This is a genomic window from Phyllobacterium sp. TAF24, from assembly GCF_052113785.1.
Classification (GTDB): domain Bacteria; phylum Pseudomonadota; class Alphaproteobacteria; order Rhizobiales; family Rhizobiaceae; genus Phyllobacterium.
Window position 1 is genome coordinate 49,772 of record NZ_JBFRDN010000014.1, and the last position, 14,097, is coordinate 63,868.

Sequence of the window (14,097 nt, forward strand, 5' to 3'; positions counted from 1 at the left end):
CGCTTCATTGCTTCGTTCCGTTCGATGAGGTTGACGGTCCATCGCTACGATGCTTTAATTAACCGACCGAACGGTTTATTATATAGCATTTGCCATCGAACCGAGTTTTCACAACCTGAAAACGTTCTGGGAGGAACATACCGCGATGAAGACTGGCTACAACCTGCGCAAGCTTTTTCTGGCTTTCGGCCTCTCGGGCCTGTCTATGGCCCCGACATATGCACAATCTAATGTTGAGATTTTGCGCGATGACTGGGGTGTCCCACACGTATATTCAGCTGATGTATATGGATTATATGCCGGGTTTGGCTATGTCGTAGCGCAAGATCGCTTATTCCAAATGGAGATGGCAAAGCGCTCTGTGCTGGGGACCGTATCGGAAGTTCTCGGGATCGACCGTTTACCGTATGACATACAAACACGTGCCAATTTCAGTCATGCCGAGATTAAACAGCAGATTGAACAATTAAACCCGGAAGAGCGCGCAATCCTCAAGGGATATGCTGCTGGCTACAATCGCCGCGTCCACGAGGTATTGGCTTCCCCCGATACGTTGCTGCCAAAAGAGTTCTCCGATTTCGGCATCACCCCCACAACTTGGACCGATTTTGATGTGGCGATGATCTATGTTGGCACGATGGCCGGACGCTTCTCGCATTATAGCACAGAACTGGCGAACGCTAAGCTTCTGGCGGCGCTCGAGAAGCAGCACGGAAGTGAAAAAGCCAAGGCTCTTTTCGAGCAGATGTTCTGGCTTGAGGATCCGCTGGCGCCAACGACTGTTCCCAAAGGCGAACAGTACAAGAAGGCGGAAACTCTGAAACTGGACGGAATTCGCTTTGCAGACCTGCTCGACTCGACGGTTCCTGGTGGAGATGACATGCGGCCACGCGCCAGTAACATTTGGATTGTAGGTCCCAAAAAGACAATCGACGGCAGCACCATTCTGGTCAATGGTCCGCAGTTCGACAATTTCAATCCTTCTTATGTGTTTAGTATCGGACTCCATGGAGCCGGTTTCGATCTGACGGGAAACACGCCTTTTGCCGTGCCGAATGTGTTGTTTGGAACGAATGGTAAGATTGCATGGGGAGCCACCGCCGGACCGCTGGATGTAAACGATTACTTCAAGCTCGATTTGAATCCACAGAATTCAACGAAATACCGCGTCGGGCACAAGTGGGTCGATATGCACCCACGCAAGGAGACGTTTCACGTCAAAGGCTCTCCGGATGTAGAGACGACGGTATATGAATCGGAATACGGGGTTGTCAGCCTCATCGATAAAAAGTCGAACTCAGCTTATGCCTTCAAGCGCAGTTGGAAAGGCAAGGAGATCCAGACCCTTTTTGCCTGGATCAATTCGACCAAAGCTCAGACATTCAATGAGTGGCTCGCTCAGGCACGGAAAGTTGCGACCACCATCAACTGGTACTACGCTGATCGTGAGGGCAACATCGGATATGTTTCCCCTGGGCTATTGCCGATCCGCTCGCCACAACAGGATATCAGGCTGCCCGCGAAAGGGGATGGCACCCAAGATTGGTCAGGTACTCAACCGTTCGCCATCGTTCCAAAGACCTACAACCCGAGCCAAAACTATATTGCCAATTGGAACAATCGATCAGCTCACGGCGCGGTTGCAACCGTTGAGGGTAGCGGCTGGGGATCGGCTGATCGTGTCCTTGAAATTACCACGCGGCTGGAAAGCAAAGACAAGCTCACGCCTCAAGAAGTTTGGGACATCAATCGACAGATCAGCTTTCTGGACGTCAACGCTCGCTATTTCCTCCCCTATATTTTGGATGCCACCAAGGACGTGGCTGACAATGACCCAAGGCAACCCATGATTGCAGCATTGAAGGCGTGGGACGGCCAGCAGCTTCGCGGTGCAGATGGGCGCGCGACGACACCCGCAGTGGCAATTTTCCGCCGTTGGCTGGAAACAATGGTCAGGGATGTGCTGCTGGATGACAGTCCCATCATTCCGGCAACCATCCAATATGGCCGCATTTCGCGAGCCGCGCAGATACTTCATAACGCGATGCTGGCCGACAAGGCTGGCGTGCCCCAGACCTATGATTTCTTCAATGGTGCGGATGCTAAGGGGCGTCAACAGATCATTCTTTCGGCGCTGGAGAAAACGGGCAACAGTCTCAAGGACGAATATTCCAGTGGCGATGTCAGCAATTGGCGTGTTCCTCTTCCCCAGCATGTATTCGAAACCTCGAACTATATGGGCATTCCTCAGGCTAATCCCGATGAGGGCAAGGCAATCGCTACGAGCATGAATCGCGGCACGCAAAGCGACATGGTCACGTTCCGCGATGGGAAAGTCAGTTTTTGCGCCGTCACCCCTCCGGGCCAAAGCGGCTTTATCGACCCAACCGGCAAACGGTCCCCACATTATGAAGATCAACTGGATCTTTATCAGCGCTTCGAGTGCCGTCCGCAGGCGTTCTTGCGAGCAGATGTGGAAAAGGCCGCTCGGGAGACCATCCGGTTTCGGATCGAATAAAGCGACGAAATTATTCTGCCGAGGAAGACCAGATGGGGAGCAGGTAATGCCAATCGACAAATTGCGGGGAAAATCCTGCGATGGCCTTATCAGCGACTGAAAAGGCGATTGTATAGAAGAATGGTCTCCACTTGCTTGCCGGACGTCCTGCATATATATTGACGAAATGCTTGACCATCCGTCCCGACCATCTTCGCCACCGCACATCCCGATGGATGCGCTCAGCGAAGTCCTGCAAGACTTTCGCATGAACGGCGTCAACTATGGCCGCTGCGAACTACGACATCCATGGAGCTTCGCCTTTCCGCAACAACAGCTGCTGCGTTTTTACTTTGTCAGCAAGGGTCCATGCTGGATTCATACAGAGGTGCAAGGCTGGCAGGAGTTGCACGATGGCGATCTGGTGTTGCTGCCGCAAGGCATCGCCCATCAGCTGGCCAGCGCGCCTGATGTTGTGGGCGACTCACTCGAGAGTTGCCAGGTAACCAAGTTGGGAAGCAATGTCAGCGAAGTGGTGCGGGAAGGAACGGGCGCGGCAAGCACCCTTTTCTGCGGCTCCATGGCCTTGGGCGCCTGTGCACTCAATCCCCTAATCACTTTGATGCCGCCAATCATCAAGGGCTGCGACGTGGCTGGCAATGACCCGATTGTTGGCCCCTTGCTCGCGGCTATGACGGTTGAGGCTGCACAACCCCAGATGGGTAGCGCCACTATCTTATCACGCATGGCGGACCTGCTCACAGCGCGACTCATCCGTTGCTGGGTCAATTGTACCGGAGCCCCGACCACCGGTTGGCTCGCCGCCATCCGTGACCCCCATATTGGCCGCGTTCTGGCAGCCATGCACCGGGACCCCGGCCATAACTGGACACTCGAAAACCTTGCTGGCCTTGCTGGCCAATCGCGCACGATTTTCGCCGAGCGCTTCAGTGCTGTTTTAGGAGAAGGCGCGGCACGTTATCTTGCCCGTCTGCGTATGCAGCTTGCCCGCGAGTTGCTGGGCCAAAGCGGCATGTCGGTTGCCGAGGTCGCTACCCGTTTGGGCTATGAATCCGAAGCATCCTTCGCACGCGCCTTCAAGCGCATCACCAGCGTCTCGCCAGGTGTTGTGCGCCGCACAATTTCCGGACGAACGGACATGGATTTCGGATTTTAAGATACATATCATCCGGGTCGACTCGTCTATAAAGTTCTCCAAACCTTGGAGATACTTCAATGACAGACACGACATTACAGCTTGAAGACGCGGCGATAGACCTTGATGCCGCTGCGCCAACCGCGTGGAGTCCGGCCACCTGGTTCGCGGTCCTTTCGATGGCAGCCGCCAGCTTTGCGCTGGTGTCAGCCGAATTTCTACCGGCAGGCCTGTTGACGCCAATGGCGCGCGATCTCGGCATCAGCGAGGGAACCGCCGGACAGGTCGTCACTGCTACCGCTTCTGTCGGCGCGGTGACGGCTATGCTGAGCAATGTTCTTATCGGTAAATTGAACCGTAAGACGGTGCTTGTTGGTCTGAGTGCCCTAGCGATTGGTTCCAATATTCTTGCGGCGGTAGCAACCGATTTCTGGCTGTTATTGTTAGGCCGGGCCGGGCTGGGCATCGCCCTCAGTGCGTTCTGGGCTCTTTCGGTTGCCGTCGTAGCACGGCTGGTTGGCGCCAATGCCACTGGTCGGGGCATGGCTATCGTCACCCTCGGCGTTTCGCTCGCCACCATTGCCGCACCGTCGATGGGTGCGTTGATCAGCGACTGGGTGGGTTGGCGCAGCGCTATGGCTATGACCGCAGGACTGGCCGCCATTGCCATGCTGCTGCAGTTTCTCAGCCTGCCAACCTTGCCTGCAACAACAAGCAACAGCCTTGCCGATGTCTTTCGGCTGACACGGCGGCGCGGCATTCAACTTGGTATGCTTGCGATCCTTTTGCTCATGACAGGCCACTTTGCTGGCTCGGTCTATGTGCGCCCTTTCCTTGAACACGTCACGCTCCTTGGAACCGGGCCGATTGCCCTGGCACTCCTCGGATTTGGTATCGCAGCTGTAATCGGTAACATCGCTGGCGGTCGTATGGCCGATGCCAATATCCATATGGCCCTCGCAGCCACCGCCGCCTTAATGGCGATTGCAGCACTCGCTTTGGTGCTTTGGGGCGTGCACATTGGCATTGCCTTCGGTTTCGTTACGCTGTGGGGCCTCGCCTTCGGCATGGCGCCTGTCGTGCTACCGACCAATTTGTCCCGCGCCGCGCCTGACGCGCTGGAAGCGGCGGGCAGCCTGATGGTCACCTCTTTCCAGGTCGCCATTACCATTGGCGCGGTTGCCGGCGGCTATGTGGTGGATCATTATGGTGCGACGGCGCCCTTAACCCTTACGGCTATCCTTGCGGCATCGACAGCTGTGCTGGCACTGCTACAGCCCCGCAACTGATCTTTGCTGCAGCACGATAGGTCCGGAACAAAAGATGCGGCGGGAATTCGCCGCATCTTCAAGGTGACAGATGAGACCCGTGCCTAAGGCGTGAGCGGCCCTTCCTCTGTCTGATGGATAACATCACCTACAAGACACAAGGCTCACCGATCGCTGTCGCTCATTGCGCCGATCGCCACGCGAACAGGCGTTGGCAAGTTTGGTCTTCAGGAAAACGCCAAATTTCATATATTTGACTGCTATCATAGGCGATATTTCACGTCTCGAAATTGCACGGGGTTGGAAATTTAGCTGACATTGTCGAATTCCGCCCAGTTCGTTCGACTATGGATGCAAACAGTTGTTGCTATGAAAGGGTGGAAGCAATGGAATATCTGTGCCTGGTCTATTTTGACGAAAAGATGCTTGCTGATCGATCAGACCAAGAGAAGGCAACCTTGGGGCGCGAGTCGAAGGCATATGACGAGGAACTTGCCGCAAGTGGACACCTCATTCTGGCCCATGCACTCGAGAGGCCGAGCAACGCCGTAACGGTTCGCGTGCGTCATTCAAAAATGTCGACGACTGACGGGCCTTTTGCAGAAACCAAGGAAATACTGGGCGGATTCATTCTCATTACCGCCGCTGATCTCAACGAAGCGATCCGAATAGGAGCAGGCATTCCTTTAGCGAAACTTGGCAGTATCGAGGTTCGACCCATTATGAAGTGGTGAGTTGTGATCCAGATGGCTGCACCAGACGGAGTCAAACTCGAGTGAATAAATGCAAGCGGTAATCAGCAGCATTTATCGTACGGAATCTCGCTGGGTTCTTGCGACGCTCATCCGGCTTGTCGGTAGCTTTGATTTGGCAGAGGAGGCTTTACACGATGCTTTTGTTGCAGCAGCAGAACAATGGCCGCGTGATGGCGTTCCCTCCAATCCACGCTCTTGGCTTGTTTCGACCGGGCGCTTCAAGGCGATAGATAAACTACGAAGACGCGCAAGGTTCGATGCCTCTTTGTCAGAACTTGCCCTGCGAACTGAATTGGATGAGAGCGAATGGCCTGATGATCATCAGGAAATAGAAGATGACAGGCTACGCCTGATTTTCATCAGCTGCCATCCTGTCCTGACGCCGGACATGCAGCTGGCACTGACACTGCGTGAGGTGTGCGGCCTTACAACGGAAGAAATCGCGCGGGCATTTCTGACTTCAGCACCAACGGTGGCGCAGCGTATTGTGCGGGCCAAAACCAGAATAAGAGAAGCAGGCATTCCTTATGAAATACCTGCGGTCGCTGATCTGCAGGACCGGACGGAGGTTGTGCTTCATGTTATCTATCTTATCTTCAACGAAGGCTATTCTTTCACTCCGGATTCCTTGTCCGAACGGCAGAATCTATGTGAAGAGGCCATCCGATTGGGACGCTTGCTGAATTTGCTGCTGCCTGATCCGGAGGCGGCAGGGCTTTTGGCATTGATGCTTTTGCAAAATTCCAGACGGGACGCCTATAGATCAACGGACAATGAAATCATTCTCCTTGATGAGCAGGATCGATCACTCTGGCGCGCGCAGGATATTGATGAGGGAACCGAACTGGTCAACAGGGTGATGGCCTCTGGTGTCATCGGGTTTTACACATTACAGGCGGCTATCGCAGCCGTTCACGCGAACGCACCAAGCACGACGAAAACGAATTGGAGCAGAATAATTGCTCTCTACGATCTCTTGCTGCAGACCGATCCCTCACCTGTGATCGAACTCAACCGGGCGGCAGCCGTCGCCATGCGAGATGGGCCGGATGCCGGGCTATCTCTGATTAAAGCTATTCTGGATCGCGGGGACCTTCGCAACTATTATCTGGCCCATGCGGCACGTGCTGACATGCTATGGCGATTGGGCAAATTTGCTGAAGCCAGGACAGCTTATGAGCGGGCATTCCAGTTAACAGTACCAAGCCCGGACCGGCGCTTCATCGAGCGAAAATTGGCCGAACTGAAAACGAAGCTTTAATTTCACCATCCAGAACATTCCCACCTTTTCAAAATGAACTCCGCATGTCGAAAAGCGGCACCTCCAATCGACTAGCATTGTTAGTCAAAGCGCAAGGGCGCATATGTGGAGAGTTCAATGAGCCACCCAGTTTCCGAACGCCTGCAAGGCGGATGTGCATGTGGTCACATACGATATCGGTTGGAGAGAAATCCGATCGTTGTACATTGTTGCCATTGCCATACCTGCCAGAGAATGAGCGGCTCGGCATTCAGTATCAACGCGATGATCGAAACCGATCAGGTCACATTGATCGGCGACGGTGTACCGACAACCTCCACTGATAATCCAATGATGCATCGATGCCCGAAATGCCTACTGCCTTTATGGGGCAATCACCCCATGTTCGGGAAAGATATGGCCTTTGTGCGCGTAGGAAACCTTGATAAGGCCGATCAACTGGCACCGGAGGTGCATTATTTTACCGCCAGTAAGCATCCCTGGGTCGCCATACCGCCGCATGTGCCAGCCTTCGAACAAGGTAATGAGGGAGATTCCGTATTGGGCAAAGAAGCCCAATCACGCTTGAATATTGTTCTGGAACACAAGCAATGATCGCCGATCGTCTTTATGTGTGAAATCAGTTTCTTGCGCTGCGGCCACTCCAGAACTCAGGCATACCCCAGCGAGGTCAACAGGCTTCTCGCGTGGGGTGGCACATCTTCATCGGAAAACAGTGAGCCATAAGAGCGCGTATGGGCGAATGGATCTTCGGATACATAGTCGTCATTCGACACTTCATCTGCACCGAGCAGCACATAGCGGGCATGCTCGGCACTCATCAGACGAATGCCGCAATATCGCGCAATGTAAGCTGAAACCTCGGCAGGATATCGCAACAGGTCTTCCTGTTTGACGGCAAGATGATCAACATCCTTTTCCCAGGACTTCCACGCCTCTATGGCGTTAACCCACTGTTCAAAGCCGTGATTCAGATTATCCGCCATCCCCTTTCGCAACATGCTCGCTACAACGTCACGTCCGTCCCTGTAAATGTAGATGATTTTGGCATTGGGAAAGTGCTCCTTGATTTCCTTCACATGGAACACGTAGTCGGGCCATTTATCGCCCCACTTCCAGCGTGGCTTATTGCCATAAATAGAGTGAAGTGCCGCAGGGAAACCGCGCTCGGCTTCGTTTCCCTTCAAGTTCATTCTATAATTCCAATGCTGCAGCCAGTCGTTGGTCTCAACTTCCACATGCTTGTTGTGAAGCCAATCAGACAAGGAATACTCGTGTTGCCACGCGCTCCATGCAAACAAAGCCCACTCATTTGAAATAGTGATACCGTTTTCGTTCAGTATTCGAACGAGCGCCGTTGTGCCGCTCCTCTTACAACCACAGATTATAATTGGACTAAATTTCGAATCGTCTCCCATATCATCCTGCTTCATCGACCCCGAATGAAAATATATTCTTTTATTTTGTTCTTTACTGTCAAGACAGATCGCGCAGCGCAAAGTAGAAAATACAAAATTCTCCGCTTACTTTCCCCGAAAGAAAATAATATTTTGGAGAAAATGGGTAATGCCAACGGATTTCTGATCATTTTCATATGGAAGAACCGGCACTCCAGGGGTAGGCTCTGCCTCGAGATTACCGTTCACTCCGCCGTTCAGGCCCATCAAAGACATCCACTCATCATTCAATCATTTGACGTTTCGCTGTCATGGAGAACCATATGTCCACACCATCCGTTACGATTTCCGACCTTGCCGGCAAAGCCGTGCTGATCACCGGCGCATCAACGGGCATTGGCGCGGCACTTGCCCGGGCCTTTGCTGCACAGGGCGCATCTGTTGGCCTGCACTACAACTCCAGTGTCGATGCAGCCGAACGACTGGCCGGAGACATCAGCGATTCGGGCGGCAAGGTAGCGCTGGTGAAGGGTGATGCGTCGCGCTCAGGCGAGATGGCCCGCGTGGTGGAAGAAACCGCTGCGGCCTTTGGCCAGTTGAATGGCCTCATCAACAATGCGGGCGGCATGGTTGCGCGGCTTGCCTATCAGGAAATGACCGACAATCACTATGATGCAGTGATGGACCTCAACGCGCGCTCGGTACTTTCGGCCTCTACAGCGGCCATACCACATCTGAAAGCGCAGGGTGGTTTCATCATCAACACCACATCCATCGCCGCGCGAAATGGTGCAGGCAATGGTGCCGGGCTCTATGGCTCATCCAAGGCATTCGTCTCCAACGTGACCCGCGGCATGGCCAAGGAGCTGATCCCGTTCGGCATTCGTGTCAATGCAGTCGCACCGGGAGTGATCGATACGCCGTTCCACGAACGTTACTCAACGCAAGCGCAACTCGATGCCATGCTGGCAACAATTCCTCAGGGCCGTTTGGGTACCGCTGAGGATTGCGTTGGCGCCTATCTCTTTCTCGCCTCAGCCGCCCTCTCCGGCTATCTGATCGGGCAGACCATTGAAGTGAATGGCGGGCAGCTTATGCCGTAGGCAAGTCGCCGCTGGTGTGATTGAGAATTGCACCACTCTGTGGAAAGGTGCCGCCGGGAGAACTAGAGAACCTGTCGATTCGGCGTATTCGCCCACCGGCAAGTCAAGGTTGAGGGAGGCGCGCATTGCTTGGTTTGCCAGCATTGATCGGCATGATCGTTGTCGGGATTTCCGTGGGCGTGTTTGCCGTGCATCTGGCTGGCGGCAGCAAACGCCCGGCGCTTGCGGATGACCAGCAAGCCCAATCCATCTTTCTTCTCGATTACCCCGAAAGCCGGATCGGAACGATTATTTACACCCAAAGCCGCCGCACGGCTTTCCTTGAGCTTCCCGCCCATCGCACCGGCATTGTTCACGGCATGGGCAACAAGTTTCTGACGCGGAATATTTCTCTCGATGATGTGCATTCCGCTGAACCCGCAGGGGTTCTGGACCTGAAACTGCGGCTTCATGACATGACATGGCCCCGCCAGACATTTTCCTTTGCCAACGAAACGGATAGAAATACTGTTCGGCGCTGGCTTTCCGCGGGAGGAATTACCAATGAACGCACCCATGTTCTTTGACGTCACAAAACTGGCGGTTCCTTTCTACATCATCGCCATCCTGATTGAACTGGTGGCCATCCGCTACTGGCAGCGCAAAGGTGATTTTGAAACCCGCGATACATTGACCAGTCTGCTGATGGGAACGGGAAATGTTGCCGCCGGTCTGCTGCTGGGCTTTGTGTCGCTAACCGCGTTGATGTGGGTCTGGCAGTTCCGCTTCTTCGATCTGGGACTGCATTGGTGGGTTTTTATTGTTGCCTTTGTCTTCGATGATTTGCGCTATTACTGCTACCATCGCATCGCGCACCGGGTGCGCTGGGTCTGGGCTGAACATGTCAACCACCACTCCAGTCAGCACTATAATTTGTCCACTGCCCTGCGCCAGTCATGGACGGGTCAGATAACCGGCATGTTCATTCTTCAGGTGCCGATGGTCCTGCTCGGCTTCCACCCGGCTGTTATCGCTTTTGTCTACGGTTTCAACCTTGTTTACCAGTTCTGGATTCACACGGAAGCGATTGGCAAGATGTGGCGGCCATTCGAATTCATCTTCAACACGCCGTCGCATCACCGGGTGCATCACGCAACCAATCCCCGTTATCTCGATGCCAATTATGCCGGCACGCTGATCATCTGGGACCGCATGTTCGGGACATTCGTGGCAGAGCTGGATGAGGATGTCCCGCGTTATGGCATCGTCAAGAATATTGGTACATTCAATCCCATACGTGTGGCCTTTCATGAATGGATGGGCATGTTGAAAGATACATTCTCGCCGGGCCTGACACTGCGCCATCGCCTGCTCTATCTGGTGGCGCCGCCGGGTTGGAGCCATGACGGCAGCCGGAAAACTTCGGCAGACCTGAAAGCCGATTACGTCAGGCTTCATCCTGATGAAGCTGGTAAAGCCGGACTGCCCAAGGCGTAATATTGTCCTGAAATTTAGTGGGGTCATCATGACAGACGGAGCAGGATCCAATATCCGCTCGGCATACAATGTGCTCTTTGCCATAGCCGCAATCGCGGCCATAGCCAGCGCATTGTTGGGTGAGAATGCGCGTTGGCTGCATTACATCAGCAAACCGCTTGCAACCGCATTGCTTCTGTTCATCGTTGTGCAAACCGTCACACCGGTTTCAAAGCGCTATCAATGGGCGGTCGCGGTTGGTCTCGTCTTTTCGCTGTGCGGCGACATTTTTCTGATGCTGCCACAGGATATGTTCGTCGCCGGGCTGATCTGTTTCCTGATCACCCATTGCGCCTATATCATCGCGCTTACCAGCAATGTCCGCCTCGCTGCGATACCGGCCACTTTTGTAGCCTGCACCCTATTGGCTGTCGCGATTGTCTGGGGCCTCTGGTCAAGCCTGCCTGCAGAACTCACGCTGCCCGTAACCGTCTATGCTCTGGTTCTGGCGCTGATGGGCGCACAGGCCATCAGCCGGGCACAGCACCTTGCAACACATTCTGCAAAGCTGGCCGCAATTGGCGGCGCGCTTTTTCTTGCCAGTGATACGCTGCTTGCCTATGGGAAATTCCGCTTCACCATACCGTTTGGCCCACTCTGGGTGCTTGGAACCTATTACGCCGCCCAATGGTTTATTGCCCGGTCCGTGGCCCAATCTAAATAGCAAGCCGCGACCATTTCACCCTCTCGTGCATTAGGCGTTTGCGGGGTGGAGAATTACAGGTAGATTTCCTGACTCACCGGGAGCTGTGACAGGTCTGATCAATATGCGGAATATGATAGCCTCACTCGTTCTTATCGCCGTCTTGCCGGTCACTGCTGCATTTGCCGATGAACTCAAGCCGATGGATCTGAATTCCGTCGACCCTGATCTGCTCGAAAGCTTTTTTGGCCCATGGCAAATCCGCGATGAGGGTGGCGACAGGGTGTGCAAGGTAACACTGAAGCGGGAAGAGACGATCGGTGGTTCGCAGATCGATATTGATCCCGAATGCGTCAAAGCCTTTCCCGTCATGGGGGACATTACCGCATGGCGCTTGAAAGAAAACTGGACCATTGAGCTTGTGGATGGGCTTCGCCACACGCGCGTGACCTTCGAAACGCCTGACGACAACTACGTCGCGGAACCACAAACCGATGGCATTTACACCATCGAACAACTTGCGGGCGATTGACGGGTAGCCGCTTCAGATTTCGGGACCGGGCGCCGCCTGCATCACCCGCACAGCGTTGATCTTCCAGCTACCATCGGGCTGTTTTGTCAGTTGGTACAGGGCAGTCCAGTCCTTGCCGTCAGGACCACTGATCACCACTTCCTGCATGATCTCGCTGTCCGATACTTTATTGCGGCCAAAGGCAAAATTGCCCGGCCGGTAAACCGGCTGATAGGCTCGCTTCACCATATCGAAGAACACATCCTTATTGATAAACTTGCCCTGAATGCCAGGGGACGCAAAGGAATAGGCGGTCGTTGCATCATCGCTCAGAAATGCGGTGATCTGCTTTTTAATGATCGATTGTCCCGTGTCGAGCGGTTCATCGGCCGCCGCTGGAGCGGCAACCAGCAGCAGACTGACAATAACAGCAATTGGAAATGCTCTCGCCATGCCGTCTCCTTCCTTTACCCAGCGGAAAACCGGCCAGTGGGATAGACCTCTTGCCGGTGAGGTCCATCGCCGGATTGTCTCTTGTAGATACGCAGTGCCCGTCTCATTGGATCACTTTGCTGCGAGGCCGCCCGGGAATTGCGACTCGTTGCCACTACAGAGTGGTTGAGCGATTGCTATTGAACGGGTCTGGTGAAACAGTGAGGACAGTTGATACCTGCAAGTGGCACGGCAAATTCCCCTGCCGCGGAAATATGTTCCCATGAATATAACTGATAAACATGATGGCACGGACGATACATCCGTGACCGATGCTCCGGTTATCGCAGCAGAACCCGCAATTGAATCCCGCTATTGGCGCCAAAATCTTGTTGTCTGCCTTCTCGGTTCCTTCACCACGATTGTGGCCATGACGCTGCTTCTGCCCTTCCTGCCGCTTTATGTCGAACAGCTGGGCGTGAAGGACCATGCGGCAATCGTGCAATGGTCAGGCGTTGCCTATGGCGCAACCTTTTTCACCGCCGCACTGGTCGCGCCACTCTGGGGACGTCTTGCCGATCTCTATGGCCGCAAGCTGATGCTGATCCGTGCCAGTCTTGGGATGGCTGTCGCCATGTCATTGATCGGCATGGCAACCGATGTCTGGCAATTGGTGGCCCTGCGCCTTGTCGCGGGGCTGCTCGGCGGCTATGCCTCCGGCTCGACCGTATTGGTGGCAACCCAAACGCCGAAAGCCCGCACCGGCTGGGCGCTCGGCACGCTTTCATCGGGAATCATGGCGGGCAACCTTGTTGGTCCGCTGATCGGTGGCGGCTTGCCACCCCTCATCGGTATTCGCCAGACATTCTGGCTGGCTGGAGGCGTGATCTTTCTCACCTTTATTGCCACAAGCCTGTTCATCAAGGAAGAAAAGCGACCGCCGAAAAACAAAACCGCGAAAGCAAGCGGCGGATGGTCAGCCATTCCAGACAAGCGCCCGATCATTGCCATGCTGGCAACGGGCATGCTGCTGATGCTCGCCAATATGTCGATTGAACCGATTATCACAGTCTATGTGGCGCAGTTGGTCAACGACGTGAGCAAAGTTACCATCGTCTCCGGTATTGTCATGTCGGCAGCTGCACTCGGCAGCATCCTTTCCGCATCAAGGCTCGGCAAACTCGCTGATCGCATTGGCCATTGGAACGTAATTATCGCCGCCTTGGCCATATCATCGCTGCTGCTGATACCGCAGGCATTTGTCACGCAGGGCTGGCAGTTGATCGGGTTGCGATTCCTGATGGGGCTGTCGCTTGGCGGGCTCTTACCCTGCATTACCAGCGTCATCCGGCACAATGTTCCCGATCATATCGCGGGCGGCATTCTTGGCTATTCGACATCCTCGCAATATGCCGGACAGGTGGTGGGGCCATTGGCGGGCGGGTTCATTGGCGGGCATTTCGGCATGCGCGCCGTGTTTCTGGCAACCTGCGTGCTTATGGCCTGCGGCGCAGCCTATTGCTGGCTTGTGCGGCCACAGCGGTTTCTATGACCCCAGA

The 14,097-nt window shown here is 54.5% G+C and carries 14 protein-coding genes; 12 read left to right on the plus strand and 2 right to left on the minus strand.

Annotated features, from left to right (window positions below):
* Positions 1 to 145: 145 nt before the first annotated feature.
* The 6 genes from AB4Y96_RS13750 (at position 146) to AB4Y96_RS13775 (ending at position 7,531) form a co-directional block, all read left to right on the plus strand.
* Positions 146 to 2,518: a penicillin acylase family protein gene (locus AB4Y96_RS13750; RefSeq protein ID WP_441918062.1), complete on the plus strand. Its 2,373-nt coding sequence runs from the start codon at positions 146 to 148 to the stop codon at positions 2,516 to 2,518.
* A 166-nt stretch (positions 2,519 to 2,684) separates the two neighbouring features.
* Positions 2,685 to 3,674, plus strand: coding sequence for an AraC family transcriptional regulator (locus tag AB4Y96_RS13755; RefSeq protein ID WP_091879026.1), 990 nt, complete (start codon positions 2,685 to 2,687; stop codon positions 3,672 to 3,674).
* A 59-nt stretch (positions 3,675 to 3,733) separates the two neighbouring features.
* Positions 3,734 to 4,942 carry an MFS transporter gene (locus AB4Y96_RS13760; RefSeq protein WP_441918064.1) on the plus strand — a complete coding sequence of 403 codons (1,209 nt, stop codon included), beginning with the start codon at positions 3,734 to 3,736 and terminating at the stop codon, positions 4,940 to 4,942.
* Between the two features lie 365 nt (positions 4,943 to 5,307).
* Positions 5,308 to 5,655, plus strand: coding sequence for a YciI family protein (locus AB4Y96_RS13765; protein WP_441918066.1), 348 nt, complete (start codon positions 5,308 to 5,310; stop codon positions 5,653 to 5,655).
* A gap of 49 nt (positions 5,656 to 5,704) precedes the next feature.
* The gene (locus tag AB4Y96_RS13770; protein WP_441918067.1) at positions 5,705 to 6,937 is read left to right on the plus strand and encodes an RNA polymerase sigma factor; all 1,233 of its coding nucleotides are present in this window, start codon (positions 5,705 to 5,707) and stop codon (positions 6,935 to 6,937) included.
* A 117-nt stretch (positions 6,938 to 7,054) separates the two neighbouring features.
* Complete coding sequence (locus tag AB4Y96_RS13775) at positions 7,055 to 7,531, plus strand: GFA family protein (protein ID WP_441918069.1); 477 nt, start codon at positions 7,055 to 7,057, stop codon at positions 7,529 to 7,531.
* 56 nt (positions 7,532 to 7,587) lie between these two features.
* Here AB4Y96_RS13775 and AB4Y96_RS13780 read toward each other — a convergent pair whose 3' ends face one another.
* The gene (locus AB4Y96_RS13780; RefSeq protein WP_139210414.1) at positions 7,588 to 8,370 is read right to left on the minus strand and encodes a sulfotransferase; all 783 of its coding nucleotides are present in this window, start codon (positions 8,368 to 8,370) and stop codon (positions 7,588 to 7,590) included.
* A gap of 287 nt (positions 8,371 to 8,657) precedes the next feature.
* Between AB4Y96_RS13780 and AB4Y96_RS13785 the strand changes: the two genes are divergently transcribed.
* The 5 genes from AB4Y96_RS13785 (at position 8,658) to AB4Y96_RS13805 (ending at position 12,127) form a co-directional block, all read left to right on the plus strand.
* Positions 8,658 to 9,437 carry an SDR family NAD(P)-dependent oxidoreductase gene (locus tag AB4Y96_RS13785; RefSeq protein ID WP_091879030.1) on the plus strand — a complete coding sequence of 260 codons (780 nt, stop codon included), beginning with the start codon at positions 8,658 to 8,660 and terminating at the stop codon, positions 9,435 to 9,437.
* Between the two features lie 125 nt (positions 9,438 to 9,562).
* Positions 9,563 to 10,003 carry a hypothetical protein gene (locus tag AB4Y96_RS13790; RefSeq protein WP_091879032.1) on the plus strand — a complete coding sequence of 147 codons (441 nt, stop codon included), beginning with the start codon at positions 9,563 to 9,565 and terminating at the stop codon, positions 10,001 to 10,003.
* Entirely contained in the window at positions 9,981 to 10,913 is a 933-nt protein-coding gene (locus AB4Y96_RS13795; protein WP_441918071.1) for a sterol desaturase family protein, read from the plus strand. The genes AB4Y96_RS13790 and AB4Y96_RS13795 overlap by 23 nt, the downstream gene beginning before the upstream one ends.
* A 28-nt stretch (positions 10,914 to 10,941) precedes the next feature.
* Entirely contained in the window at positions 10,942 to 11,616 is a 675-nt protein-coding gene (locus AB4Y96_RS13800; RefSeq protein WP_441918072.1) for a lysoplasmalogenase, read from the plus strand.
* A 103-nt stretch (positions 11,617 to 11,719) separates the two neighbouring features.
* Positions 11,720 to 12,127, plus strand: coding sequence for an AprI/Inh family metalloprotease inhibitor (locus AB4Y96_RS13805; RefSeq protein WP_441918073.1), 408 nt, complete (start codon positions 11,720 to 11,722; stop codon positions 12,125 to 12,127).
* 12 nt (positions 12,128 to 12,139) lie between these two features.
* On the opposite strand, the gene AB4Y96_RS13810 is transcribed toward AB4Y96_RS13805, so the two are convergent.
* Positions 12,140 to 12,559: a DUF4864 domain-containing protein gene (locus AB4Y96_RS13810; RefSeq protein WP_441918074.1), complete on the minus strand. Its 420-nt coding sequence runs from the start codon at positions 12,557 to 12,559 to the stop codon at positions 12,140 to 12,142.
* Positions 12,560 to 12,821: 262 nt separating this feature from the next.
* Here AB4Y96_RS13810 and AB4Y96_RS13815 point away from each other — a divergent pair, with 262 nt between their 5' ends.
* Positions 12,822 to 14,090, plus strand: coding sequence for a multidrug efflux MFS transporter (locus tag AB4Y96_RS13815; protein WP_441918076.1), 1,269 nt, complete (start codon positions 12,822 to 12,824; stop codon positions 14,088 to 14,090).
* The last annotated feature ends 7 nt before the right edge of the window (positions 14,091 to 14,097 follow it).